Annotated in this window: 29 protein-coding genes; 15 read left to right on the top strand and 14 right to left on the bottom strand. The window is 55.2% G+C overall.

From position 1 onward, the window contains the following. Nucleotides 1-3 precede the first annotated feature (3 nt). Genes nifT through nifB form a run of 10 tightly spaced genes read right to left on the bottom strand, consistent with a single transcriptional unit; the run spans nucleotide 4 to nucleotide 5,698 of the window. Nucleotides 4-216 (bottom strand): putative nitrogen fixation protein NifT, encoded by a 213-nt coding sequence (gene nifT / locus PJU76_RS06525; RefSeq protein ID WP_215850287.1) that lies wholly within the window; start codon nucleotides 214-216, stop codon nucleotides 4-6. A 12-nt stretch (nucleotides 217-228) separates the two neighbouring features. Beyond that, a complete protein-coding gene (locus tag PJU76_RS06520) occupies nucleotides 229-1,413 on the bottom strand; it encodes a cysteine desulfurase family protein (protein WP_271780957.1) in 1,185 nt (394 codons plus the stop codon). Further along, the gene (locus tag PJU76_RS06515) at nucleotides 1,410-1,664 is read right to left on the bottom strand and encodes a nitrogen fixation protein NifZ (RefSeq protein WP_271780956.1); all 255 of its coding nucleotides are present in this window, start codon (nucleotides 1,662-1,664) and stop codon (nucleotides 1,410-1,412) included. The genes PJU76_RS06520 and PJU76_RS06515 overlap by 4 nt, the downstream gene beginning before the upstream one ends. Next, nucleotides 1,661-1,963, bottom strand: coding sequence for a nitrogen fixation protein NifZ (locus tag PJU76_RS06510; protein WP_271780955.1), 303 nt, complete (start codon nucleotides 1,961-1,963; stop codon nucleotides 1,661-1,663). Before PJU76_RS06510 ends, PJU76_RS06515 begins: the two co-directional genes overlap by 4 nt. Continuing rightward, the gene (locus PJU76_RS06505; RefSeq protein ID WP_271780954.1) at nucleotides 1,951-2,742 is read right to left on the bottom strand and encodes a 4Fe4S-binding leucine-rich repeat protein; all 792 of its coding nucleotides are present in this window, start codon (nucleotides 2,740-2,742) and stop codon (nucleotides 1,951-1,953) included. Before PJU76_RS06505 ends, PJU76_RS06510 begins: the two co-directional genes overlap by 13 nt. Next, entirely contained in the window at nucleotides 2,735-3,247 is a 513-nt protein-coding gene (locus tag PJU76_RS06500) for a hypothetical protein (RefSeq protein WP_271780953.1), read from the bottom strand. The genes PJU76_RS06505 and PJU76_RS06500 overlap by 8 nt, the downstream gene beginning before the upstream one ends. Next, complete coding sequence (locus PJU76_RS06495) at nucleotides 3,244-3,474, bottom strand: hypothetical protein (RefSeq protein WP_271780952.1); 231 nt, start codon at nucleotides 3,472-3,474, stop codon at nucleotides 3,244-3,246. The genes PJU76_RS06500 and PJU76_RS06495 overlap by 4 nt, the downstream gene beginning before the upstream one ends. A gap of 42 nt (nucleotides 3,475-3,516) precedes the next feature. Next, the gene (locus tag PJU76_RS06490; RefSeq protein ID WP_271780951.1) at nucleotides 3,517-3,852 is read right to left on the bottom strand and encodes a HesB/IscA family protein; all 336 of its coding nucleotides are present in this window, start codon (nucleotides 3,850-3,852) and stop codon (nucleotides 3,517-3,519) included. A gap of 9 nt (nucleotides 3,853-3,861) precedes the next feature. Further along, entirely contained in the window at nucleotides 3,862-4,080 is a 219-nt protein-coding gene (locus PJU76_RS06485; protein ID WP_271780950.1) for a 4Fe-4S binding protein, read from the bottom strand. A 49-nt stretch (nucleotides 4,081-4,129) separates the two neighbouring features. Then, nucleotides 4,130-5,698, bottom strand: coding sequence for a nitrogenase cofactor biosynthesis protein NifB (gene nifB / locus PJU76_RS06480; protein ID WP_215850280.1), 1,569 nt, complete (start codon nucleotides 5,696-5,698; stop codon nucleotides 4,130-4,132). A 27-nt stretch (nucleotides 5,699-5,725) separates the two neighbouring features. On the opposite strand from nifB, the gene PJU76_RS06475 reads away from it, so the two are divergent. After that, entirely contained in the window at nucleotides 5,726-5,938 is a 213-nt protein-coding gene (locus tag PJU76_RS06475; protein WP_271780949.1) for a hypothetical protein, read from the top strand. Nucleotides 5,939-5,959: 21 nt separating this feature from the next. Here PJU76_RS06475 and nifA read toward each other — a convergent pair whose 3' ends face one another. The 4 genes from nifA to PJU76_RS06455 form a co-directional block, all read right to left on the bottom strand. Continuing rightward, entirely contained in the window at nucleotides 5,960-7,597 is a 1,638-nt protein-coding gene (nifA, locus tag PJU76_RS06470) for a nif-specific transcriptional activator NifA (RefSeq protein WP_271780948.1), read from the bottom strand. Nucleotides 7,598-7,658: 61 nt separating this feature from the next. Continuing rightward, nucleotides 7,659-8,750 (bottom strand): ADP-ribosyl-[dinitrogen reductase] hydrolase, encoded by a 1,092-nt coding sequence (gene draG / locus PJU76_RS06465; protein ID WP_271780947.1) that lies wholly within the window; start codon nucleotides 8,748-8,750, stop codon nucleotides 7,659-7,661. A 9-nt stretch (nucleotides 8,751-8,759) separates the two neighbouring features. Then, nucleotides 8,760-9,587 (bottom strand): NAD(+)--dinitrogen-reductase ADP-D-ribosyltransferase, encoded by an 828-nt coding sequence (locus tag PJU76_RS06460; protein WP_271780946.1) that lies wholly within the window; start codon nucleotides 9,585-9,587, stop codon nucleotides 8,760-8,762. Between the two features lie 18 nt (nucleotides 9,588-9,605). Further along, entirely contained in the window at nucleotides 9,606-9,992 is a 387-nt protein-coding gene (locus tag PJU76_RS06455; RefSeq protein ID WP_219616250.1) for a DNA-binding transcriptional response regulator, read from the bottom strand. Between the two features lie 456 nt (nucleotides 9,993-10,448). Here PJU76_RS06455 and nifH point away from each other — a divergent pair, with 456 nt between their 5' ends. The 14 genes from nifH (at nucleotide 10,449) to PJU76_RS06385 (ending at nucleotide 24,752) form a co-directional block, all read left to right on the top strand. Beyond that, nucleotides 10,449-11,339 carry a nitrogenase iron protein gene (gene nifH, locus PJU76_RS06450; protein WP_215850274.1) on the top strand — a complete coding sequence of 297 codons (891 nt, stop codon included), beginning with the start codon at nucleotides 10,449-10,451 and terminating at the stop codon, nucleotides 11,337-11,339. Nucleotides 11,340-11,402: 63 nt separating this feature from the next. Next, entirely contained in the window at nucleotides 11,403-12,878 is a 1,476-nt protein-coding gene (gene nifD, locus PJU76_RS06445) for a nitrogenase molybdenum-iron protein alpha chain (protein WP_215860647.1), read from the top strand. An 80-nt stretch (nucleotides 12,879-12,958) separates the two neighbouring features. Beyond that, nucleotides 12,959-14,518: a nitrogenase molybdenum-iron protein subunit beta gene (gene nifK / locus PJU76_RS06440; protein WP_215892735.1), complete on the top strand. Its 1,560-nt coding sequence runs from the start codon at nucleotides 12,959-12,961 to the stop codon at nucleotides 14,516-14,518. Nucleotides 14,519-14,659: 141 nt separating this feature from the next. Further along, a complete protein-coding gene (nifE, locus tag PJU76_RS06435) occupies nucleotides 14,660-16,051 on the top strand; it encodes a nitrogenase iron-molybdenum cofactor biosynthesis protein NifE (protein ID WP_215879448.1) in 1,392 nt (463 codons plus the stop codon). Next, on the top strand, nucleotides 16,048-17,409 hold the full coding sequence (gene nifN, locus PJU76_RS06430; RefSeq protein ID WP_271780945.1) for a nitrogenase iron-molybdenum cofactor biosynthesis protein NifN: 1,362 nt from the start codon (nucleotides 16,048-16,050) through the stop codon (nucleotides 17,407-17,409). Before nifE ends, nifN begins: the two co-directional genes overlap by 4 nt. Before the next feature lie 52 nt (nucleotides 17,410-17,461). After that, nucleotides 17,462-17,878 (top strand): nitrogen fixation protein NifX, encoded by a 417-nt coding sequence (gene nifX / locus PJU76_RS06425; protein ID WP_215850269.1) that lies wholly within the window; start codon nucleotides 17,462-17,464, stop codon nucleotides 17,876-17,878. Next, nucleotides 17,871-18,338, top strand: a complete 468-nt coding sequence (locus tag PJU76_RS06420; protein WP_215888772.1) for a NifX-associated nitrogen fixation protein — start codon at nucleotides 17,871-17,873, stop codon at nucleotides 18,336-18,338. Before nifX ends, PJU76_RS06420 begins: the two co-directional genes overlap by 8 nt. A 57-nt stretch (nucleotides 18,339-18,395) precedes the next feature. Next, nucleotides 18,396-18,659: a CCE_0567 family metalloprotein gene (locus PJU76_RS06415; protein ID WP_215850445.1), complete on the top strand. Its 264-nt coding sequence runs from the start codon at nucleotides 18,396-18,398 to the stop codon at nucleotides 18,657-18,659. A gap of 4 nt (nucleotides 18,660-18,663) precedes the next feature. Then, entirely contained in the window at nucleotides 18,664-18,972 is a 309-nt protein-coding gene (fdxB, locus tag PJU76_RS06410; RefSeq protein ID WP_271780944.1) for a ferredoxin III, nif-specific, read from the top strand. Between the two features lie 22 nt (nucleotides 18,973-18,994). Continuing rightward, complete coding sequence (locus PJU76_RS06405; protein WP_271780943.1) at nucleotides 18,995-19,648, top strand: nitrogen fixation protein NifQ; 654 nt, start codon at nucleotides 18,995-18,997, stop codon at nucleotides 19,646-19,648. A 64-nt stretch (nucleotides 19,649-19,712) separates the two neighbouring features. After that, nucleotides 19,713-20,306 (top strand): hypothetical protein, encoded by a 594-nt coding sequence (locus tag PJU76_RS06400; protein WP_271780942.1) that lies wholly within the window; start codon nucleotides 19,713-19,715, stop codon nucleotides 20,304-20,306. A gap of 320 nt (nucleotides 20,307-20,626) precedes the next feature. Further along, complete coding sequence (locus PJU76_RS06395) at nucleotides 20,627-22,156, top strand: DHA2 family efflux MFS transporter permease subunit (RefSeq protein ID WP_271780941.1); 1,530 nt, start codon at nucleotides 20,627-20,629, stop codon at nucleotides 22,154-22,156. Beyond that, a complete protein-coding gene (locus PJU76_RS06390) occupies nucleotides 22,153-23,589 on the top strand; it encodes an efflux transporter outer membrane subunit (protein ID WP_271780940.1) in 1,437 nt (478 codons plus the stop codon). Before PJU76_RS06395 ends, PJU76_RS06390 begins: the two co-directional genes overlap by 4 nt. Next, the gene (locus PJU76_RS06385; protein ID WP_271780939.1) at nucleotides 23,586-24,752 is read left to right on the top strand and encodes an HlyD family secretion protein; all 1,167 of its coding nucleotides are present in this window, start codon (nucleotides 23,586-23,588) and stop codon (nucleotides 24,750-24,752) included. The genes PJU76_RS06390 and PJU76_RS06385 overlap by 4 nt, the downstream gene beginning before the upstream one ends. Nucleotides 24,753-24,914: the final 162 nt, after the last annotated feature.

Genomic DNA, 24,914 nt, shown 5'->3' with positions numbered 1-24,914 from the left:
ATTTCAGCCCTCCTCCAGACGCCGCGCCTCTACGGTGATGGGCAGACGGGTATCGCTGGGCATCTCCGGTAATTCCAGGCGCCAGCCGTTAGCCAACGTCACCACCCCGCCCCATAGTTCCGGCTTCTGGCACTCGCTAATAGGTTCTTCAAGATCCTTCTTGGGCACATACGCCGTCAGTTCACCGGCGGCATTTTTACGAATCATCACCTTCATGGGGTATTCCTTTTAGTGTGCACAAGAAATTGCGGCACCAGCCGCCGTCATCGGTGGCATGTCCATCATGCCCAACAGAATGCCTGGTAATACGCGGAGCAGCCGTTCCACATCTTCAGATCGGTTCAGGCGTCCAAAGGAGAAACGCAGCGAGGACAGCACCGCGGTTTTAGAAAAGCCCATGGCTGTCAGTACATGGGAGGGTTCCTGCCCGCCCGCGGCGCAGGCGGCGCCAGCGGCCGCAGTAATGCCCTCCTGTTCCAGGCGATAGAGCAGCTCTTCACTATCCAGAGCGATAAATCCGATATTACTGGTATTGGGCAAACGCTCGGCATCCTGCCCGTGGATACGCGCACAGGGCATGAAGGCCAACAGGCCTTGTTCAAAATGATCGCGCAATCCCTGCAGGTGGCGAGCCTCGTGTTCGATATTGGTGAGCAGGCGAACAGCCGCCGCAAAGCCAATAATACCTGGAACATTCTCAGTGCCGCCTCGTCGTCCCCGTTCCTGATGGCCATGAAATAATGGTGGTAAGGCAATGCCTTTGCGGACAAAAAGTGCTCCCACCCCCTTGGGCCCATGAATCTTATGCGCGGAGCAGGACAGGAAATCCACGCCGGATGCGGCGGCATTCACCGGCAGCTTGCCGAGGGCCTGAGTCGCATCAGTATGGAAAAAGGCACCCGCCTCATGCGCAATGGCCGCCGCTTCAACAATTGGAAAGAGCACACCCGTTTCATTGTTCGCCCACATCAGGGAAACCAGGGCGGTATCCGGACGCAAGGCGGCACGCAGGTCCGCCAGGTCCAGCCGCCCCTCTGCATCCACTGGCAGATAGCTCACTTCTATCCCGAGGCGCTCCAGATGCTGACACATCAACAGCACCGAAGGGTGCTCTACCTGACTGGTGATCAGGTGGCGTCTGCCTTTGATCAGGGAGAGCGCGCCCAGGATCGCCGTATGATTACCCTCGGTCGCGCCGCTGGTGAAAATCAGCTCCGCGGGCGAGGCGCCCAGCAATTGGGCCACCGCGACCCGCGCCTCACCCAGTGCCTTCTTGACGCTTACGCCCGCTTCCGAGGCGCTGGAAGGATTGGCATATTCCGTGGACAAATAGGGCAGCATGGCGTCCAGAGCGGCCGGAGCCAAAGCCGTTGTCGCATTGTTATCAAGATAAATGCTGCGCGCTATGCTCATGGCTTCGATTCTCCGAAGGGTAATATTTCCTCTTCCAGACAACCCACCACCATGCCGTTGGCAAACTCCACGAGGTAGAGAGGCGTGTTGCTCTCCTCGTGATGTCCTACCCGCACGATTTCTCCCGGACTGTCCTTGGCCACCAGCAAGGCCCCTTCGGCCTCCCCCGGATAAGTCCCGTCATTAAAAATATCATCGCCAGCCAATACTCTGAGGCCCCAATCAAATCGTGGAGGACGCAGATCCATCATGAGATTTTCTCCTCCTGACCGGGATTGTATTCGATCAGTTCCAATTCACGGGCCTTCATACCGACCAGATGACCACGTTCATAAAAATCCACGCCATAAATATAAAATTGCTGCAAATAGGTCCCGATACTGATGATAAAACCGACATCGCCTTTTGTAACAATCACCTCGCCAATTTCGGCGCCGGTGAATGTCCCGTCATTTTTCACATGCTTGCGGGAACGGACTTTATCGCCATAATTGAACTCGGGCTCCGCGCTCAACTCCACCGTTGCGCTGTCTCTGCTCATTCCGGCCATATCCCACCCTCCCCTGGCCATCTTTGTCTGGAAAGCGCTTCGTCTTTCCCCAAGCGTTCCGCGGCGCAGCGACGCACCTCATAATCTGCATCCGCCAGCAGGCGGATTGCCGCTTCCCGGCTCCCGCGCGCGGCCACCTCGTAGCGGATACGCCAATCCGCATCGCCAACCAGCATGGAAAGGACCGACACAGGTACCCGTTCAATGGCATCCAGACGGACCCCGGGATCATCGTCCTGCAGCATTTTGACCAGGGCATCCCCGCCGATGCGTTTGGCCACGACCCGCCTGACCTCCACATCGGCATCATGCATCATGAGCGGCAACAGGCCTTTGGGCAGACGGCGCGCTACTTCCAGACGCACGTAATAATCCGCATCGTGCATCATGGCCGACAGGTTGCGGTCATCCAGCCGCGTGGCTACCCGGATACGCACTTCCCGATGCGGATCGTGGATCATCCGCAGCAGATAGCGTTGCGGAAGCCGTTGCGCTACCGCCCAGCGCACGGTTTCATCGGGATCGTTCATCAGTGCGGGCAGATGAAAAATATCCGCATGGCGTGCGGCGCAAGCCCGCACCTCAAAATAGCCGTGTTGCAGATAATCCTTGGCGATCTGCGGATTCCAGCGAAAAAAGCGATCCACCCTTTTGGCGTAACGATCGTGCACACAGGCGTGCAACGGTTCGCACTTCAGATCCGCTATTGCGCGCTCCGTGCAGGCGTCACAAGAGATGGCGCAACCCTGCCAATCGATGGCCTCGTCTGGATCACTCATCGTCGTCTTCCTCTTTTTTTTGCAGGACTTCCAGCAGCACCCGTGCCTGTATTTTATCCGTCGGGTCCAGTTCGATGAGTTTGTCCATGATTTTGCTGCCCGTAGCCAGGTGACCCAGACGCAAATGCAGGTAACCATAGGCTTTCAGCACGAACATATAAAAGCGTGCCCGCGGCGCATCGAAACTGCCAAAGTCCGCCTGCCGCTCCCTTACCTTGCGCCAGTCCGGATCGATACCCAATTCCGCGGCGCTGCGCTGCAGACAGATGCGGGCCGTAGCCAGCGCCTCGCTCAGTCGGCCTTTATAAAAATAAAATTTGTATAAACCCAGGTAAACGACCATGTGTTCGGGCGCGATGGCGATGGCATCCATCAAATGATCCTCGGCGCGCATATCGTCCGCATAAGAGCGCGCCGCGAGATGCAGATGGCGTTCCGCCGCCTCCGGCAGGAGGCCTTCATAGTAACGGCGGTTCAACCATTCATCGTCCCAGATATTGCTCATGCCGCACCCCTATGCTTCACGGGGTTGAGCAGCGCCGCTTCGCACTCCTCACAGCAGACATAACTGCTGTAAGCACGTGCGAGATGACGCTGCTCCCTCGCTGCTATGCGGGTAAATATCTCCGCACCGCGGAAATCGATATCGTCGAGATGCGGGGGGAGTGCTGGCATATTCGCTGCGCAACGATGGATAGTCGTATTCGTATGATGAACGATCCAGGTTTCCATGTTTTCCTCCCTCCAATCTCATCACCGTTTCCGGGACCCGCTTTATTCCTTGGGTGTAAATGACGTTCCGCAACCACAACTGGCCGCCGCATTGGGATTGGTAAAGACCAGCCCGGTATTCATCAGGCTATCCTCGCAATCGACGACGACTCCGTTGAGAAAAGGGACACTCTTCTGTTCCAGCAGTACCGGAATGCCATTACTGGTGATGGCCACATCGCCGGGCTCCGCCGCGTCGACAATGCGAAAATCGTAAGAGAGGCCGGAACACCCGCCTGGCTTTACCGCAAGGCGGAAAGCGCTGCTGGCGTTGCCACCGCCAAAGGTGATCATTCGCTGGATAAAGCGTTCCGCTTTAGGCGTAAAGGTGAGTTCCATGACAGACTCCTAAGCGACGTAACGGGGATAGTTGTTATCAATGATGCAGGTGTCATCCACCGGACAGACCGCCACACACTGGGGTTCATCGAAATAATTTATGCATTCAGTACACTTGGCCGGGTCGATAACAAAGGTGCCGTTCTTTTCGGAAATGGCCATATTCGGGCATTCCGGTTCACAGGCCGAACAACTGGTGCATTGGGAAGCAACGATTTTAAAAGCCATGATGTTTCTCCTTTTCACAAAATGGGGGAGGATATCTCCCCCGATAATCTTACGCAGCTACATACGCCCCCTGCCGAATCTCCGCGTCTCCACGCTGGCCATGGACAATGGCCCCGCTACGGATGTTATCGAGATAATCCCGATAGTAGGCAATGACCGACTGCTCGATATATTCAAAGGCGTAACGATCCACCGCATCGATTCCGGCCGCCTCCAACGAGGCTTTCGGACAGCCACCGATCTTGGCGACAAAAACTGCCGTACAATCGTTGATGGCGCGGATGATGGTGGTTTCCAGGGCTTCCTCTTCGCCATAACCGCCCTGGCAATAGAGGTCAACGCGACGGTGGCCGACAAACTTCGCCCCGGACGCACTCGCCTCATAAATCTGAAACTCGGTGGCATGGCCGAAGTGCTCATTGACCCGCCCGCTGCCTTTCGTCGCCACCGCGATGAGAATTTTGACATCGGATTGCTCGCCGGCCAGGGTTTCCAGCTCCGCCCGCTTGGCGTCCGCCGTCGCCTGACGTTCCTGCTCCACCAGCGACTGATAGGCCTTGCGCGATTCGAGGTCATATTCCACATCCATCGCCATTACGGCTTCGGTCGTGAATTCTGCTGAACGATCTTCGCCCAGCAGACCCACCGCGTCAGCCCGGCATTGCCGACAGTGGCGCATCATGTTCATTTCGCCTTCGCAACTGTCCTGCAGGGCTTTGAGTTCCTGCGCGGTCGGGCCACGCTGGCCGTTCAGACCGAAAACCGTGCCATGTTCAGGGGCGGAAATCAGGGGCATGATATTGTGAAGGAAGGCGCCGCGGCTCTTGACTGCCCGGTTGACTTCGACCAGATGGTGATCATTGATGCCGGGGATCATGACCGAATTGATCTTGCAAAGAATGCCGCGCTCGGTCAGCATTTCCAGTCCCTGCATTTGCCGGTCGGTGAGTATCTGCGCCGCTTCACGCCCCTTGTACCGCTTGTTTTTGTAATAAATCCAGGGATAGATCTGTGCGCCTACATCCGCATCCACCATATTGATGGTGATGGTGACGTGATCCACATTAAAACCGGCAATGGTATCCACATGGTCAGGGAGTGCCAGGCCATTGGTGGACAGGCAGAGCTTGATATCCGGCGCTGTTTTCGAGATCAGTTCAAAGGTCTTGAAAGTTTTCTCGGGGTTGGCCAGGGGATCACCCGGACCGGCGATGCCCAACACGGTCATTTGCGGAATGGTGGAGGCCACGGCCAGCACCTTTTTGGCCGCTTGCTCCGGCGTCAGTTTTTCACTGACGACACCTGGCCGACTTTCGTTGGCGCAGTCATATTTACGGTTACAGTAATTGCATTGGATATTGCAGGCGGGCGCCACCGCGACATGCATGCGGGCGTAATGATGATGCGCTTCTTCGCTATAGCAGGGGTGATTCTTGACCTTTTCCCAGATCTCCGGTGCCAGATCTCCCTGCCCCGCTCCGGTGCCACAACTGGCCTTGCCGGAACCGCCGCTCGTACCACAACCTTGGTGTTCTGCCTTTTGCTGCATGATCTCATCCAGATCCACCCCGTTATTGGGTGTGGCGATACTGGAAAGAGAAATTATTTGGGATGCCATGGGCGTAATCCTCCATACGGATCTTCAGTGAACGATGGAAAACCGCGCGCCTCATGGATGTATCGGCTTGCTCCTAAGAAGCTGACGCTTGCATTATTTTTAGCAAAAGTGATGCCAGAGATTGGAAATATTATTTTTCAATACGTTATTGATAAGTCATCTGACGCTTTGTCGGTAACGTTACGTGTGTTTCCAGCAGCGCGGCGAAAATTGTCGAAAACCGGACAAACGGGGGGGTAAAAATGGCACGCAGGCGCGAATTTAGAGTTTTTTGACTTCCACGCCATGTTTATTGAGGGCATAGCCGAGTTTGCGGGTGGTTGTCCCCAACAAACGGGCGGCTTTAGCTTGTACCCAGCCACAACGGTCCATCGCCTGGATCAAGCGGTCCCTTTCTGACAATGGCGCTGCGCGCTCCTCAGCGTTAGCGACCGACGCAGCCACCACGTGCCGCGCCGGCTCGGGCATGATGGGCGGCGACATATTATTGCTGTCGGACACCTTCATGGTGATGATGGGATGGCTCCCTTCCAGTGGTCGTAAGGCCATGGAAAGGCACTGATTGCGCTGACAGGGCACGTCGAGGTTGTGGATGATATCCCCGCGCATCATGGTGGCGGTGCGTTCGACGCAGTTTTCCAGTTCCCGCACATTGCCTGGCCAATAGCAGGACACCATGGTTTGCAACGCTTCCGGGGTGAGGGTCAGCTTGCGCTGGTTGTCGGCGTTGTAACGGGCGAGGAAATGTTCGATCAAGGCGGGGATATCCTCACGACGCTCCCGCAGTGGGGGCAGGAAAATACTGACGACATTGATTCGGTAGTAGAGATCGGCGCGGAACTCACCCTTGCTTACCGCCTCTTCGAGATTGCGATTGGTGGCGGTGATGATGCGCACATCGACCCGCCGGGTCTGGGTGCCGCCCACCCGCTCGAATTCGCGCTCCTGTAACACCCGCAAGAGCTTGGCCTGAAAAGCCGGAGAGATATCCCCGATCTCGTCGAGAAACAGCGTACCGCCGTCCGCCAGTTCAAAACGGCCTTTGCGTTCCTGAGTGGCTCCAGTAAAAGCGCCGCGCTCGTGTCCGAAGAGTTCCGATTCGAGAATACTTTCGGGGAGCGCCGCGCAATTGAGGGAAACAAAAGCTTTATCGCGGCGGGGACTGAGATAGTGAATGGCGCGGGCGATGACCTCCTTGCCGGTGCCCGACTCACCGCGCAGCAACACGGTCGCCTTGCCCGGCGCCGCCTGGTGCACATCGGCAAAGACGGACTGCATGGCCCGGCTATGTCCGATGACATTCTTGATGCTGTAGCGCTTCTGGAGTTCCTTCTGCAGACGATGTTTTTCCTGCAAAAGACGGTTTCGTTCCGCCGAGATACCCTGATGCAGGTTAACGGTCTGCCCCACCAGATTGGCGATCATCTGCAACAGGCGCACATCAGAACGGAAACTCACCCCCTTGTGCCGCTCACTGCGATAGATGGCGAGCACGCCGATACATTCATACCCAACCTTAATCGGCACCCCTACAAAGGCATGCAATCTCTGGTTGATCTCCGGCTCATAGGCGCGGTGGAGGAAGGCGGGCTCCTGGGAGACATCAGGGATCACCACCGGCATACCGGCACGCATAATCTTGCCTACCATGCCCTCCCCCAGGCGATAACGTCCCCGCTCCATCTCCGCGGCAGACAAACCTGTGGCGGCAATCACCCCTACCAAATTCTCGTCCATGCGCAAAAGGATCATGGACGGAGAGATGTGCAGATGACTTTCCAGGGTCTTCAGAACATCATTCAGGGTATGTTCAAGATCCATGGACGAACTGAGCACCTTACTCACCTCATAGATGGTCGTCAGTTCCTGAAAATGGTTGGGGGTTACGTGATCTTTCATGATGAAATCCTCTTCTCTACAGCGCTTAGGAAGCGTTGGCGGGGGATGAGGCGGTTGGGGGTTAGGTGAAACCTCGGACCTGTCTGACGTTTGGGCAAGGCACCGATCGTCGACACTGGTCAGTGGCGACGCCAGTGTTTTCAGCATACACGTCAATAGATATGGACGTCCACAGGCGCAATTGATCCTCAGAAAAGTCGGCAGTTTTGGCGCCTCCCGCCTCCATGAGCGGGCGCTGAATGAGGAGTGGGTCCGACGGTAATCGCGCATGATCCGCCCGTTCATTCCGGGCCAGAAGCTGATCCACCTGCGCCGCGATTTCTTTCTGAAGCTCGGGATCCAGACGCCGCAACCAAGCATGGGGAAGCCCGCAAGTCCCGTACAGGCCACCCGCCAGCATTCCCGCGAGGGCGCCCGTGGTGTCCGCATCTCCACCCTGATTTACCACCATAATCAGGCAGTCTTTATAATTATCGGTATGGAACAGCGCATGCAGAACGGTGCGCACCGTATCCACAATATAGGGCGTAGGTGCCTGGGGAATCTCTTTGAAATCGAATTCCGGGTACTGTGCAACCAGTGCATCCGCCAGACGTCGCACGGATGAAATGCCGTCACCGCGCAGCGCGCAGCGCAACATCTCCCCAAGCGTCAAGGTGGCGATATCCGACAGCGGGTGATGGTGGGTCAGATGCGCCTGCTCTACACTGATCTGCCGGAAGGCCGCGGGGGCGTTCAAGGTGGCCAGCACCACCGGGAGATTGCGCACGCACGCACCATTACCGGCATCCCATTCCGCCGCTTCGGCGGCGGTACTGCCGTTGAGCATAAAGCGCCGGATTCCCCGGCGGCAGGTATTACCCACATCCACGGGACGGCCGCGCAACCACCGCGCCATCCCCTCGCCAAAGCGGATAATGGACCATTGCTCATCGGCAAGGATGCTCCGCCCCAACACCAGACACATCTGGGTATCGTCGGTCACCTGTCCGGGCTGCAAATGCAGCCAGCCGCCACCGGTCATATTGCGGTGGACGCCATATTCCTCTCGGATTTCCGTGGGACTCATGAACTCCACCGGCGCGCCCAGGGCATCCCCGACCGCCAATCCCAGATAGGCACCCAACGCTCTCTCCCGCAAGTCGTAGCCCATTTCTCGTCCTCAGTAATAGTACATGTGTGCCGTGTATTCGCCGCCGATCACCAGATACTCACTCTCCGCCTGAAGTGCGCGACATGGCAGCAGGCCCTTGAAAAATAGCAGTTTTACCAATGGCACATTCACCTCCAGTATGTAATCGCCGAATGCGCTGGCCACATCCCGATCATCACTGAAGGACACCAGATTGTTCAGCCGGATCACCCCCTGCCGCGCTCCGGCTTTCCAGAGAATAGGATGTTCCGCAAAATCATTGGTCCCCCGGAACAAGCGCAAGTGCCGTTGTCCGGATGCCAGAAAACGCCGTGCCGACCACTGTGCGAATTCAAACAAAAGGTCAAGTTGCAACCAGATCGCATTATTATCAAATCGCCCTGACATTTTGTCGGTCATATACTGAATCCAGGCGGCATCACCCACCCGGCCGATCACTTGCCGGTGAAAATTCGGCGCGATGCCGAACCGGCTCTCCACCCAGCCCTTCATGACCGCACCTTCCGGCGAATTGCTGTCGTATCCCCAACCTTTGAGCAGGCGTAAATAGCTGGCTCTGAAGCGTCGGCTCTTCGTTCGGTCATGCCCGCCAGCAAAAATTTCTTCCATGTACGCCTGGAATACCTGTCCCGCCTCGCGCTGTTCCCGCACCAGAGACAATCTTTGGAAAAGCGCGGGGTGCCCATCGCGCACCCCGGCGATATGTAGCGGTACCGGGAACGCGTGAAATTCAGCACTGATCAACAATCCGGACGGAATTCCGGTCAGATTGCTACCGGGATTAGCGGCCGGTGAACGGGCGGAGCGCTGCTCCCCCAGGGGGTTCTCTACCAACAAAAAGCGTCCCCGATCCGGCTAATTCTGCAACACAGCAGCCACCTTGGCGCGGACATCCTCAAGTCGCAGCGGTTTATGTAGCAACACGAATCCTTTGCTGATCGCGGATTGGTTCAGGGCCGAACGCGCTTCCCCGACCACGAGCATCAGTCGTGTCTTGGGAAATTGTTCACTCACCGTCTCCACATTCAACTTGTCTTCGCCCAGCAGCGCCTCGCCAAGAATAATCAAGTCCGGCGGCCAATCCTGAGCCTTGGCGATGGCGGCCTGAAGACTGGCGATTTCGTGGGTTTCATATTCATCATGAAGCATGAATTGCACCGCCATGCGTCCGATTTCATCCGTATCCAGCACAAAAATACGCCGATTACCCACCGCGAGATCACAATCCACACCGATCTGCATATCGTCCTTCCAAAATTGAGCAAGCCTTTTTGCTTAAGGTAATTAAAGCAGTATTTATGCCATGTATTTCCACCTACGCTTTCAACACCCGAATATCCGCCAGGCGGAGTCAAAAAATATGGTCAGCGACCGGATAATTGCACTAAGCCATTAAATAACCAATCTAATTCATTAAACGTTAACGATTTCGCCCCGCCTATCCAATAGCAGCGCTATGCATGGCCAAAGCCCGTCAATGCTGTGTGCTTCCTGACATAGAAGGTGCGTTTTGTAGGTTTTCAAACAGCCCCCGTGAGACCACGGAAAAATCATTGTTTTATATGTTAAACAATGTGTTATGTAGATGTCTTCAGGCCTGGCACGGCACTTGCAGAGTTCTGGATGGAACGCGACTCTTCCCCGTTTTTGGGGGCTTCCACCTGCAAGTTGGTCATTTTTGAAACAGGAGACATGGCAATGAGCGACAAACTAAGGCAAATCGCCTTTTATGGTAAGGGGGGCATTGGCAAGTCCACCACCTCCCAGAATACCCTGGCGGCTCTTACGGAAATGGGCCAAAAGATTCTCATCGTTGGCTGCGATCCCAAAGCTGACTCCACCCGTTTGATTCTCCACTCCAAAGCGCAGGACACCGTACTGAGCCTCGCGGCTGAGGCGGGCAGCGTGGAGGATCTGGAAATCGAAGATGTTATGAAGGTCGGGTATCGCGACATTCGTTGCGTGGAATCCGGTGGACCGGAGCCGGGCGTGGGTTGCGCCGGACGTGGCGTTATCACCTCCATCAACTTCCTGGAGGAAAATGGCGCTTATGACGGCGTCGATTACGTTTCCTACGACGTGTTGGGCGACGTGGTGTGTGGCGGATTCGCGATGCCTATTCGTGAAAACAAGGCGCAGGAAATCTACATCGTCATGTCTGGCGAAATGATGGCCATGTATGCCGCCAACAACATTTCCAAGGGCATTCTCAAGTACGCCAATTCGGGCGGCGTGCGTCTGGGTGGATTGGTGTGCAACGAACGCCAAACGGACAAGGAACTGGAATTGGCGGAAGCGCTGGCGGGCAAGCTGGGCACCAAGCTCATTCATTTCGTGCCCCGCGACAACATCGTGCAGCATGCGGAACTGCGCCGGATGACGGTGTTGGAGTATGCGCCGGAATCCAAACAGGCCGAGGAGTACCGTCAGTTGGCGCAGAAAATCCATGCCAACGGTGGTAACGGTACGATTCCGACCCCGATCACCATGGACGAACTGGAAGATATGCTCATGGAGTTCGGCATCATGAGTGCAGTGGACGAGACCCTGATCGGCAAATCAGCCGCCGAACTGGCTGCTGCGGTCTGATTGACGGAGGGTATCCGCCACCCGGTGGCTGCCCTCTCTTTTTCTCGCTAAGGAGATGATGTGATGAGCATTACCGCTGAAGAAACCCGGGAGCGGATTGTCGCGGAGACCAAAACGCGCAATCGCGCCCTGATTGATGAAGTTCTCAAGGTCTATCCGGAAAAAACCGCCAAAAGACGCGCCAAACACCTGAACGTCTATGAGGAAGGTAAATCGGATTGCGGCGTCAAATCCAATATCAAGTCGGTGCCCGGCGTGATGACCATTCGTGGCTGTGCCTATGCGGGTTCCAAGGGCGTCGTCTGGGGTCCGATCAAGGACATGATTCATATTTCCCATGGACCCGTCGGTTGCGGCCAGTATTCCTGGGCTTCACGCCGTAACTATTATATCGGCACCACGGGTGTGGATACCTTTGTCACGATGCAGTTCACCTCCGATTTTCAGGAAAAGGACATCGTTTTCGGCGGTGACAAGAAACTCGAAAAGATCATGGATGAAATCGAGGATCTCTTCCCGCTGAACCACGGCATCACCGTGCAATCGGAATGCCCCATCGGCCTGATCGGAGACGACATCGAAGCGGTATCCAAAAAGAAGTCAAAGGAATACGGTGGTAAAACCATTGTTCCGGTGCGTTGTGAGGGCTTCCGGGGGGTATCCCAATCGCTCGGCCACCATATCGCCAACGACAGCATCCGCGACTATGTCTTCGAGAAGCAAGGCGCAGAACCCAAGGCTTTTGAAAAAACCCCTTATGATGTTGCCATTATTGGTGACTATAACATCGGCGGCGATGCTTGGAGTTCACGCATCCTGCTGGAAGAAATGGGTCTGCGGGTGATTGCCCAGTGGTCCGGTGATGGTTCTCTGGCGGAATTGGAGAACACCCCCATGGCCAAATTGAATGTCCTGCACTGCTATCGTTCCATGAACTATATCTCCCGCTACATGGAAGAAAAGCATGGCGTGCCGTGGGTCGAGTACAACTTCTTCGGGCCTTCAAAAATTGCCGAGTCCCTGCGGACGATCGCCGGTTATTTTGATGATCACATCAAGGAAGGCGCGGAACGGGTCATTGAGAAGTACAACCGCCTCACCGAGGAAGTGATAGCCAAATACCGGCCACGTCTGGAAGGCAGAACGGTCATGCTTTTTGTCGGCGGCTTGCGTCCTCGCCATGTCATCGGCGCCTATGAAGATCTCGGCATGAATGTGGTGGGAACCGGCTATGAATTCGGCCACAACGACGACTATCAGCGTACCACCCATTATGTGAAGGACGGCACGCTGATTTATGACGACGTGACCGGTTACGAGTTTGAAAAGATGGTGGAAAGCATCCAGCCTGATCTCGTGGGTTCCGGCATCAAGGAAAAGTATGTCTTCCAGAAAATGGGCGTGCCTTTCCGGCAGATGCACTCCTGGGACTATTCCGGTCCCTATCACGGTTATGACGGCTTCGCCATCTTCGCCCGGGATATGGATATGGCCATCAACAACCCCGTGTGGAGTTTGACCAAAACGCCCTGGGAGTAAGCACCGTGGGGGCGGCAGAGGTGCCGCCCGCTTATCGGCGGATAACGGACCGCCCCAACGATCGAATGAGGAATAACGCCATGAGTCAGAACGCTGAAAAGGTGCTTGATCACTTCAACCTGTTCCGTGAACCGGAATACCAGGAGATGCTCAAGAACAAGAAGGAACAATTTGAGAATCCAGAGCCTGTCGACAAGCTCGTGCAGGTTCGTGAGTGGACAAAGACGTGGGAATATCGGGAAAAGAATTTTGCCCGTGAAGCCTTGACGGTGAATCCGGCCAAGGCCTGCCAGCCCCTGGGCGCCGTGTTTGCGGCGGTGGGCTTTGAGAGCACCATGCCTTTTGTGCATGGATCACAGGGTTGCGTAGCTTATTACCGCAGCCATCTGAGTCGGCATTTTAAGGAGCCCACTTCCTGTGTGTCCTCTTCCATGACCGAAGATGCCGCGGTATTCGGCGGCCTCAACAACATGATTGACGGCCTCGCCAATACCTACGCCATGTACAAACCCAAGATGATTGCCGTTTCCACCACCTGTATGGCGGAGGTGATCGGTGACGACTTGAACGCCTTCATCAAAACCTCCAAGGAAAAGGGCAGCGTACCAGAAGAATATGATGTGCCATTCGCCCATACTCCGGCCTTCGTCGGTAGCCATATCACCGGCTATGACAATGCCCTGAAGGGGGTACTGGCGCATTTTTGGGACGGCAAGGCAGGTACCGTACCGGCACTCGTGCGCGAACCCAACGAGAAGATCAACTTCATCGGCGGCTTTGATGGTTATACCGTCGGTAACACCCGGGAAGTGAAGCGCATCCTGGACCTCATGAATCTGGAATACACGATTCTGGCCGATACCAGCGATGTCTTTGATACGCCGAGCGACGGGAAATTCCGCATGTATGATGGCGGCACCACTCTGGAAGATACGGCCGCAGCCCTGAATGCCAAAGCCACTTTCTCCATGCAGGAATATTGCACGGAAAAGACTTTGCCTTTCATTGCGGAACATGGTCAGGAAGTCGTCGCCCTGAATTGCCCCATCGGCGTATCGGGCACGGACAAATTCATTATGGAATTATCGCGTGTCAGCGGCAAAGAGATTCCCGATGAACTGAAAAAAGAACGCGGGCGTCTGGTGGATGCCATTGCGGATTCAACGGCGCACATTCACGGCAAAAAGTTCGCCATCTACGGTGATCCGGATCAGTGCCTCGGTCTGGCGGCCTTCCTGATGGAGCTAGGCGGCGAACCCACCCATGTACTGGCTACCAATGGGTCCAAGCATTGGGCGGAGAAAGTGCAGGCGTTGTTCGACAGTTCACCCTTCGGCAAGGATTGTCATGTCTATGCCGGCAAGGATCTCTGGCACATGCGCAGCCTGCTGTTCACTGAACCGGTGGATTTCCTCTTTGGCAATACCTACGGGAAATATCTGGAGCGCGATACGGGCACGCCCCTTATCCGTTACGGCTTCCCGATCTTCGATCGCCATCATCATCACCGTTATCCCATTTGGGGCTATCAGGGCGGCCTGAATATGCTGGTTCGCATATTGGACAAGATTTTTGATGAGATCGACAACAACAGTAATGTGCCGAGCCAGAGCGATTACAGCTTCGACATCATTCGTTAATCGCCAGGCCTTATCGGCTATCCGGCGGCGCGTTAGCGCCGCTTCTCAAGGACCTGACGGTTTATGCCACGACCGGGGATTGCCTGCCTTATTGGCAATTGAAGACGCTGAGTCGCATGCTGACTTACCAGGAGGTGCTTTATGTTGCAGAACAAAATCCAGGAGGTTTTTAATGAGCCGGGATGCAGCAAGAACCAGAGCAAGTCTGACAAAGAACGCAAGAAGGGCTGCACCAAGGCACTGCAGCCGGGCGGCGCGGCCGGTGGTTGCGCTTTCGATGGGGCAAAAATCGCCCTGCAACCCATCACCGACGTCGCCCACCTGGTTCATGGTCCCATCGCCTGTGAGGGCAATTCCTGGGATAACCGCGGTTCAAAATCTTCTGCTTCGCAACTCTATCGCACCGGCTTTACCACCGACATCAACGAGCTGGATGTCGTCTATGGCGGTGAAAAACATCTCTTCAAATCCATCAAGGAGATAATCGATAAATACGATCCGCCGGCGGTGTTTGTCTATCAGACCTGCGTACCGGCGATGATCGGGGACGATATCGAAGCCGTTTGCAAAGCGGCCAGTCAGAAATTTGCAAAGCCCATCATTCCCGTCGATTCCCCAGGTTTTGTCGGCGCGAAGAATCTCGGCAACAAGCTGGCCGGAGAGGCCCTGCTCGATTATGTCATCGGCACGGAGGAACCGGAATACAGCACACCCTATGACATTAACATCATTGGCGAATACAACCTTTCCGGTGAACTCTGGCAGGTCAAGCCGCTCCTCGATCATTTGGGGATCCGGGTAACCTGTTGCATCAGCGGCGACGCCAAATATCACGACGTGGCGCAATCCCATCGCGCCAGGGCCAATATGATGGTCTGCTCTAAATCCATGATCAATATCGCGCGCAAAATGGAAGAGCGTTATCAGATCCCCTTCTTTGAAGGATCCTTTTATGGCATCTCCGACACCACGGAATCTCTCCGGGAGATCACCCGCCTGCTGATCCAGCAGGGTGCCCCGGCAGAACTCCACGACCGCACCGAAGCGCTGATTGTCCGGGAAGAGGCAAGAGCCTGGCAGCGTATTGCCGAATATACCCATCGCCTGCGCGGCAAACGGGTGTTGCTCTTTACGGGGGGCGTTAAATCCTGGTCGGTGGTGTCTGCATTGCAGGAAGGCGGGATGGAAGTGGTGGGGACCAGCGTCAAGAAATCCACCAGGGAAGACAAAGAAAAAATCAAGGAACTCATGGGTCAGGACGCGCACATGATTGATGACATGACGCCGCGGGAAATGTACAAAATGTTCCAGGAGGCGCGTGCGGATGTGTTGCTGTCGGGTGGACGCTCCCAATTCGCCGCCCTCAAAAACAAAATGCCCTGGGTGGACATCAACCAGGAACGCCATCACGCCTACAACGGTTACGAAGGGATGGTCAATCTGGTGAAGCAGATCGATTTGGCCCTCTACAACCCCATGTGGACCTTACTGCGCAAACCCGCGCCCTGGGATATGCGGGAGGTACGGGCATGAGCACCGTCATTCAGAGCCGCAAAGCGTGTACGGTCAACCCCCTCAAAATGAGCCAGCCCATCGGCGGTGCCCTGGCCTTCATGGGCATCGCCGATTGCATGCCCATGCTGCATGGTTCTCAGGGCTGTACCGCCTTTGGCCTAGTGCTTTTTCAGCGGCATTTTAACGAGGGTATACCCATGCAGACCACCGCCATGAGTGAAGTGGCGACAGTCATGGGCGGACTGGATAATATCGGTATCGCTATTCTCAGTATTCAGCAGCGCACCAAACCAGCCATTATCGGCATCTGTTCCACCGGCGTCACCGAGACCAAAGGCGATGATGTGGATGGTTATCTCAAAAACTTTCGCGCCAGCCATCCCGAACTGGATCAGTTAGCCCTGGTTTATGTCTCTACTCCGGATTTCAAGGATGCTTTTCAGGACGGTTGGGCCAAGGCTGTGGAGGGCATGGTGAAGGGGTTGGTCGAACCCAGCAGTGCGCGCCGGGAGGGTTCCGTCAATTTCCTCGTGGGGTCCCATCTCACCGCTGCGGACATCGAAGAACTCCGGGAGATCAGTGAATCCTTCGGGCTGGAGGCGACCATTCTGCCTGATATTTCCGGGTCTATGGATGGCCACATTCCGGACGACTTCACGCCCAATACCCTGGGCGGCACTCCAGTGGATGCCATCCGGCGCATGGGCGAAGCGGAACTGACCATTGCCCTGGGCGAACAAATGCGTCCTGGGGCAGAAGCCTTGATGAGCAAGACCGGTCAACCTTATGTGCTCTTCGATCGCATTACCGGCATCGAAGCGACGGATCAGTTATTGGATTGCCTGAGTCAGTTGAGCGGACAACCGGTGCCCGGCAAATATCGTCGGCAACGCAGCCAGTTGATCGACGCCATGCTCGACAGCCATTTTTTCTTCGGGGGCAAAAAAATCGCCATCGGCGCCGAGCCGGATCTGCTCTGGAATATCGGATCATGGTTCAACGAAATGGGGGCGATCATCACCGCCGCAGTGACCAGCACCCACTCGCCGCTGCTCGAACAGATGCCTTGTGAAGAAGTGCTTATTGGTGATCTGGAAGATCTGGAGGCGCGGAGTGCCGGATGTGACTTGCTCATCACCCACTCCCATGGACGGCAGGCGGCGGCGCGCCTGGATATCGCTTTCCTGCGCATGGGGCTGCCTATTTTTGACCAACTCGGCGCCGCCCATCGCTTGTCCCTCGGCTATCGCGGCGCCCGCGATCTGACCTTCGAGATAGGCAACCTGTTAATGGCACAGGAAGAGGAAAATCATCCGGATAGTTGGCCATTACCCATGGAGGATCACGATGCACATGCGCCGTTTGCGTTTGGTTAAGGACGCGGAACGCAGTAGTCATTTTTTATCTGGCCAAAGCCCGGGAGGCACCATGAAAGTCGCATTTTCAACTCAGGATATGCAGAGAGTCGATGCCCATTTCGGCTGGGCGAAAAACATCGCCATTTATGAACTCAGTGCAGAAGGACATCATTTTCTGGAGGCTGTGCAATTTGATGGTGAACTTGCCGAGGATGGCAACGAAGATAAGTTGGCCCCCAAGCTGGAAGCCATCAAGGATTGCGCCATTTTATATGTGGCCGCTATTGGCGGCTCCGGTGCGGCGCGGGTGGTGGCCATGAAAATTCATCCCATCAAGGTGAATGAACCGGAACCCATCAATGAAATACTCGACAAGCTGCAGGTCGTATTACAGGGCACTCCACCCCCCTGGCTGCGCAAAGTCATGAACAAGGGTGCGGAAAAAGCGTTTAATTTTGATGATGAAGAGGAGTTAAGTCATGCCTGAGAATACTGCGGTGGCGGCGGTTTTGCCGGAAGAGTCCCTGTTTTTCCGCGAACTGGTCAAGCAGTGGCGGGCACAGGATAGCTATGGTGCCTGGGAAAAAAAGTCCGACACCGGACTGCTGGCGCCTTATGTGCTGGATAAGGAACAACGCCGGGCGATACCCATTATTGGCGATCCCGATCCCGAAATACTTTGGCGGGTGGAACTTTTTTATAACGCCGTTGGGTTGGCTACGGAGCGTGCTTCCGGAGTCATGGTATCTCCCATGATGAAAATGAGTCATGAAGGCTTTGGCCGCATGGTGCTGATTGCCGGACGGTTGGTCGTCGTCAATAAACAGTTGCGCGACGTGCATCGTTTTGGCTTCCCCAGCATGGAAAAACTGGCCGAGGAAGGTGACAAACTGGTGGCAGGCGCCCTGGAAATGATCGAAAAATTTCCGGAGGTGGCCCGCTTTTGACCCTTGAACCAGCATAGCTCACGCTTATGGTTCATCAGCGCAGAGGAGTATGACGCCATGTCCGTATTAATGGAGATGTTACCGGTAGTAGAGGAACAGACCAATCACTGGGAGTTGATTGTGGACGAAAAGGACGCGTTGAAAACAGAAATCAAACGGCTCAATGCCCAGGCCACCCAGGCCAAAATGGATCTTCACGATCTCGCCGAAGATTTGCCCATCGGCTGGGAGAATATTCTGGAACTGGCGAATCGCACCTATGCCGCCTACCGCGATCTGACCGCGGCCAGGGCGCGGCTCGCATCATTTCCCGGAGGCTAATGCCATGTCCGACATAACCGGCATCACCAAGGGTGGGCTCGGCTGGACACCCCAGTTTGTCGAGCATATCAATGAAGAAAAGTGCATCGGCTGTGGGCGCTGTTTCCGCGCCTGCGGTCGGGATGTGCTGAACCTCATTGGTATCACTGAAGACGGGGAGCTGGTGGCGGCGGACGATGACGAGGCGGAACGCAAATTCATGACCATTGCCCATCCGGAAAAATGCATTGGCTGCGAGGCCTGCTCCCGAGTTTGCCCCAAGGACTGCTATACCCACGCTTCCATATCCTTGGCGGTCAGCGTCTCGGCGTAGCGCTTCAGGGGGGAATGCATCAATGAAGACTGCCATATATGACATTCTGATGTCCGGTCGCAACCCGGATGAGGCATTCTCCGATGCACGTTTTTTTGCGCTGTGCATCAGCCATCGCGCCATGGCACGCAAGGGCAACATCAGCATGGCGCTTGGTCTGGAGATCAGGCAATTGAGCCATCTGTTTTCTCGTTATTTCCCGCGGATAGAGGCATCGCGCTCGACCGCACAATGCACGAAGGCCCATCTCCATAACGCTGCGGGCGGTACTTTTCTGTGTCAATGTCTGGGGAAAGAAAAGCAGGCATCCATGCGCAATGAGGAAACCGGCGATCTGGTTAAACTCCTGCTGGATCACCGTGCCGGCGTTAATCAGAGCACAGAATGGGTAGCTGCCATTCTCGCGGTGGGCTGCCTGGGTGATGATCACTTGTGGCAGGACCTGGGGCTGACGAATCGTGAGGACCTCAGTGACATTATTAAACATCATTTTCCGCGACTGTATTTCAAAAATGCCGGTAATATGAAATGGAAGAAGTTCTTTTATAAGCAGTTGTGTGACCAGGCTGAAGTCCGCCTCTGCCAGGCACCCAGCTGCAATGTTTGCAATGATTATGCCCAGTGCTTCGGCCCGGAAGATGCCAGTGCTTGGAAGCTGCTGGCTGCCCAGGGCTAAAAACCCATAAGCATCCGTAACCCGATCAGGTTGCAATATTTTATCTATCTATACGGAGTCATTTATGTCCATCAGCATCGAACAAAGCGCATTTGCAGGGCTCGACACTCAGAAAAGACTGCTGAACCAGGTATTCAAGGGAGAACTGAATGCGCAGGGACGCTTTGGTTTTCGTGGCGAACTGGCTATCAAATTTGCCACCGCCGTGGCCGATGAAGCTCGTCCACCGGAACTCCTCGCGCAGCAAGTCATCAGTTCGGCAGAGCCGGGCGCCAAAAGGATTTCTTTTTTATCGTGCTATCTTCTGTCTTTTGGTTATCTGGATGCACTGGTAACGGCACTGGCCGAATATCTGGAACCCTCCGGTAGGTATTTCATTTACTGCAATAATATCGACCTCAGCAAACGTTATCATCTGGAATACAAGGGTATCCCATTTTATATCCTGCCGTTGGATGAGGCGACGGTCTACAACGAACTGCTGGACTTGTTCGGACTGGAACGCAACGATCTCAAAAGGCTCGACACGGCGGGCAAGATCAACCGCATCGCCGAGAGTGCCTTGCAATACAGCAGCGTATTCCCCGAGATCAGTTATGCAGACTGCCTGGCGGGTATGGGTCCGGTACGTGATCCCGGTGAAAACCGGCCCGTATAAGCGTTTTTCCACTGTTTTAGCGAAAACTCTGACGCTCAACGGTTATATGATGTAGGCAGCCATTATTATTTATGGTTTAGGGCCTAAAAAAGCCACCCTCGATCTTTCGGGGTGGCTTTTTTGTTTTGAGAAAGTCGCCGCAAACCTTCGGCATCCATATTTATCGTGGTTTCCTATGTAAATTATAAATTATTCCAATTTGTCCTATGGAATCATTTTGGGCATCATCGCTGGACATCCTCCGTAAAGATCAATTCAAACGAACCGTGAGCACCGTATCCACAAGAACCCCTATAAACCCAGCACCTCTCGATGCGGGTATGTTGCTCGCGCTTAACCTCACCATCGGACTGGGCCACTTCCTGGTATTGTTTAATACAGGCGCATATCTGCCGATGATCCCGCGCGTGGCGGGCAGTCTTGGAGTCGATCCGGTCTATGTGGACTGGACGCAGGCGAATTTCTTCCTGGCGATGGCGCTGGCTTTCCCCACGGCAGCGTGGTTTCTGAATCGCTGGGGGGAAATGCGGAGTTTATTAGGCGCATTTCTCGCTTTCGCTCTTGCGTCCGCAGTATGCGCAGTGTCTCATGACTATGGCTGGTTTCTGGCATCACGCATGGTGCAGGGGTATGCCGGTGGTATCACCATACCTCTTTCGCTCGGTGTGCTTCTGAGGCACTATGCGCCGCCCCGGCGTAACATTGGCCTCACGTTGTGGGGAATGGCCGCTATCACCCCCTTTACCCTCGGCCCGGTGCTGGGTGGTTGGATCACCGACACCTGGGGGTGGCGCTGGTTGTTTTATCTCAATACCCCCGTAGCGATAGCCGTCGCCTTGATTATCGCGATTATTCTGGCGGGGCGTGAAATAGAGCATCGCCATCCCGGTTTGGACTGGGTGGGTTTGCTCCTGCTTCTGATTGGTGTTGGCGCGTTCCAGTCTGCCCTCAATCTTGGTGAAATAGATGACTGGTTACGGTCAACGACCATCATCGGCCTGTTGCTCACCGGCGCAGCCGCCCTGATTTACTTCGCGCTTTGGGAATGGAACAGTGCGCATCCGTTACTGGAATTACGCTTTCTGAGACGCCGCAATTTTCTGGTCGGTGGACTGGGGCTATTTCTTACAGCGCTTTGTTTCCAAGGTGCCATGGCACTCTATATCGTACAGTTTCAGTTGATGTTGGGTTATAGCGCATGGCTGGCGGGGTTGCTGCTGCTGCCCTTGGCGCTATTTTCCAAATTGACGTCCATGTTGACGCATCGCTATATCCACCGACTAGATGCGCGCTTCGTCGGCTTCATTGCGCTCACTGGATTCTCCATTGGGAGTTTTTGGGTTTCTTCTTACAACCGGCCCGCTTCGCTGGACGAACTCTTATGGCCTCAGGCAATGGCAAGTCTCTTTCTTGGTGCCCTCTTTCCCCCATTTGCTGCTATTGCCTTGTCAGGCCTTCGGGGCACGGCCGAAATGCGGGGTGGTGCTTTTTTGAATCTCCTGCGCGTTTCCGGGCAGGCCATGGGAATACCCATAGTGGGGGCGCTGTGGGATCGCCGTCGGATATTGCATCGCCACTTTCTGGGAGAAGGCAACGCCATGACCCGAGAGCAACTCGGGTCCGCGCAACACATATTGCAGCGCCAGGGCATCGTGCCCGAGGCAGCGCACCATTTGATCGTCAACAGAATCGATCACCAGGCGGCGCTCCTGGCTTTTAACGAAATTTTTCATTTTGCCGGCTGGGCTTTTCTCCTGCTCGGCGTGGTGCTGTTACTCGCGAAGCATGTGACCTTTGCTGAACCCGATGCGGGCACCCGCCTAGCCATGGAGGAGATGGTGGAACCGTGAAAAAGCAGATTATTCTTCTGTCCGGTATCTTGCTGATCGGTGCCTGCGCACGACTTCCGCGACATCTGCCAGGCGGCAAAATGGGGCAGAAAACGCAGATCAGCAAAACCTTGGCTCAGTATAATGGCCAGTTCGGTATAACAGCGGGTGCCTGGCCGCAAAACGATTGGTGGAAAGCGGCGGGCATCCCTGCCCTGAATGCATTGGAGAAAGACGCTCTACGAAACAATCCTGACTTGCAGATAGTCAGCACCCGCATCCTGGCGGCTCGTGCAGCAGTGGCGGATCAGCACGCCAGACTGTTGCCACATATCTCGGCGGGTGCCTCTACCACGCAGGAATATTTCTCCAAACAGGGATTGCATACCACCGCCAATGGCAGCAGTGTGTTGTATACCGAGTTAAATCCATTGGAAGTACAATACCATGTGGATTTGTGGGGTCAGGATAGCGACAAAATACGCGCCGCCTTGGGCAATCTTCGCGTTGCCCGAACAGATTTGGCGGAAGCGCGTTTACGCTTATCCACAGAGGTGGCCATACATTACTTTTCACTGATTGGCGACATCCTACGCCGCGCTCAGATCCTGAAGGAGCAGCGGCTCCACGCGGCACTCTTGCGCCTGGACCAGGAGCGCCTGCGTTCGGGTTTGACCGGGGCAAAAGCGGTCTATTTGCAGAAAGAGGCCCGTACTGCCGCGCGGCAGGCCGTGACGGAGATCACGAACGAGATTGTCGTGCAGCAATACAGCCTCGCGGCACTGGCAGGACATGGTCCTGACTGGGGACGGAATATTCAAACGGCGCCGTTACCGTCTCTGGCGACTATCGCCGTCCCTAAAGATCTGCCCTTGCGAATCATCGCGCATCGCCCGGATATTGTCGCCGCGCGCTGGGAAATAGAGGTGGCCGCACAAGAGGTGGGAGCGGCACGCGCAGCCTTCTATCCGAACGTCAATATCGCTCTCTTCGCTGGCTGGAACAGTATTCATTTGGGAGATCTGTTCAACCCTGGGAATCTGGCTCATGCCGTTGGTCCGGTGATCTCCCTGCCTATTTTTGAAGGGGGTGCATTGCGTGCGCAACTGCGAGCAAGAAATGCCCGCTATATGGCCGCGGAAGATCACTACCACGCGACCATTCTCAACGCCGTACGTCAGATTGCAGATCGCCTCAGCGACTGGCAGCGGATTCGGCGAAAACTCTCCGAAGAACAGGAAATGATCATCGCGGCACGGCACACCACCCGACTGGAAAATGCCGCTTTTCGGATCGGAATAAGCAACAAAATCGGAATGCTGACAGCGCACATCCACGAGGCGCAAATCAATAATCAGGACTATTCCTTGCAGATCGCCGATGCCACTTCCTGGGCGCGTCTCAATGCGGCTCTTGGTAACGGGTATGTCTTCTTTTCCGGAGGTCGCTCATGATGCACAAAGCGGGCATCATTCATCATTCGCCGCCCGTACCGGAACGGCGCATCCGGCATGTCGTGATGATTACGGTTTTGCTTCTTATCGTTGCGCTGGCCTGGGCGGCGTGGTGGTTTTTTCACGAGCGCTTCTATGTAAGTACTAATGATGCCTATGTCACGGGTAACATTGTTCCCGTGGAAGATCAGACACCGGGAACACTCGAAAAGGTACTTGTGGAAAATACGCAATTTGTGCATGCCGGACAGGTTATGGCCATCATGCAGGCCGACCAGTCGCGCTTGCGCCTGATGCGGGCGGAAGCTTACCTTGGGGCGGAAGTCAGGCACGTACGTAAGGCCTTCGCCACGGTGACCCAACTGCAACAAGTGGTTGCCAGCAAAAAAGCCACGTTGGAAAAGCTGGAAGATAATCTCGCCCGCTTTAGTGCGTCCCTTCCCAGCGGCGCTACCTCCGCCATTCGCGTACAGGATACGCGAAAAGAAATTCAGGTGCTGCAAGCGCAGGTAGCGGCTGAAAAGGCCGCGTTGACCGGCGCGGAAGCCATTGTGGTCGGAACGACGTTAAGTACCAACCCGCTGGTGCGGCAGGCTGTCGCGCAGGTGGAAAGGGCCGATATTCAATGGCAACGCCGAATCATCCGTGCCCCAGTCTCTGGTTTTGTCGCAGAACGCGCCAGTTATCCAGGCATTCGGGTCCATATTGGTCAGCGTCTTTTTTCGATAATTCCGCTGGATTACTTATGGATTGTGGCCAACATCAAGGAAACCGACATGCATCATATCCGTCCCGGACAACCGGTAGAACTCACCAGCTATTACTATGGACACGCGGTGCGTTATCGCGGCACTGTCGAAGGTCTGCTGCCGGGGGCTGGTAGCACCTTCAGCATCCTCCCTCCCGAGAACGCTACCGGGAATTACATACACATTGTGGAACGGGTTCCCGTGCGGATCGCCCTATCCCGGAAGGATCTTAGAGCACACCCACTGCGTCCGGGATTATCGATGATCGCAAACATCTATTTGTCTACGCAGCGACATTCGGTCCTGCAAACGCTCACCCACACACCAATCAAGGGCTATCAAACGACTATCTACGACGGTGAACTCGCACATGCGAAAAATTTCGTCCTCGACATCATCCGGAGGAATTCATGATGATATCAGGCATCTGCCAGCTCGGCAGGACCCCGTTTACTTCGAAAAGATTGACCGAGATCAAGGAAATAAGCTGCCAGACAAGATAGACTATAACACTTGGGGCCAGTTAACATGACCCTCATTGTAGTAGAACGGAATGACTATAGTTTTTCATCACCC

It is taken from the genome of Acidithiobacillus ferriphilus, from assembly GCF_028215975.1.
Taxonomy (GTDB): Bacteria; Pseudomonadota; Gammaproteobacteria; order Acidithiobacillales; family Acidithiobacillaceae; genus Acidithiobacillus; species Acidithiobacillus ferriphilus.
This window is presented reverse-complemented; position numbering and strand designations above follow the sequence as displayed.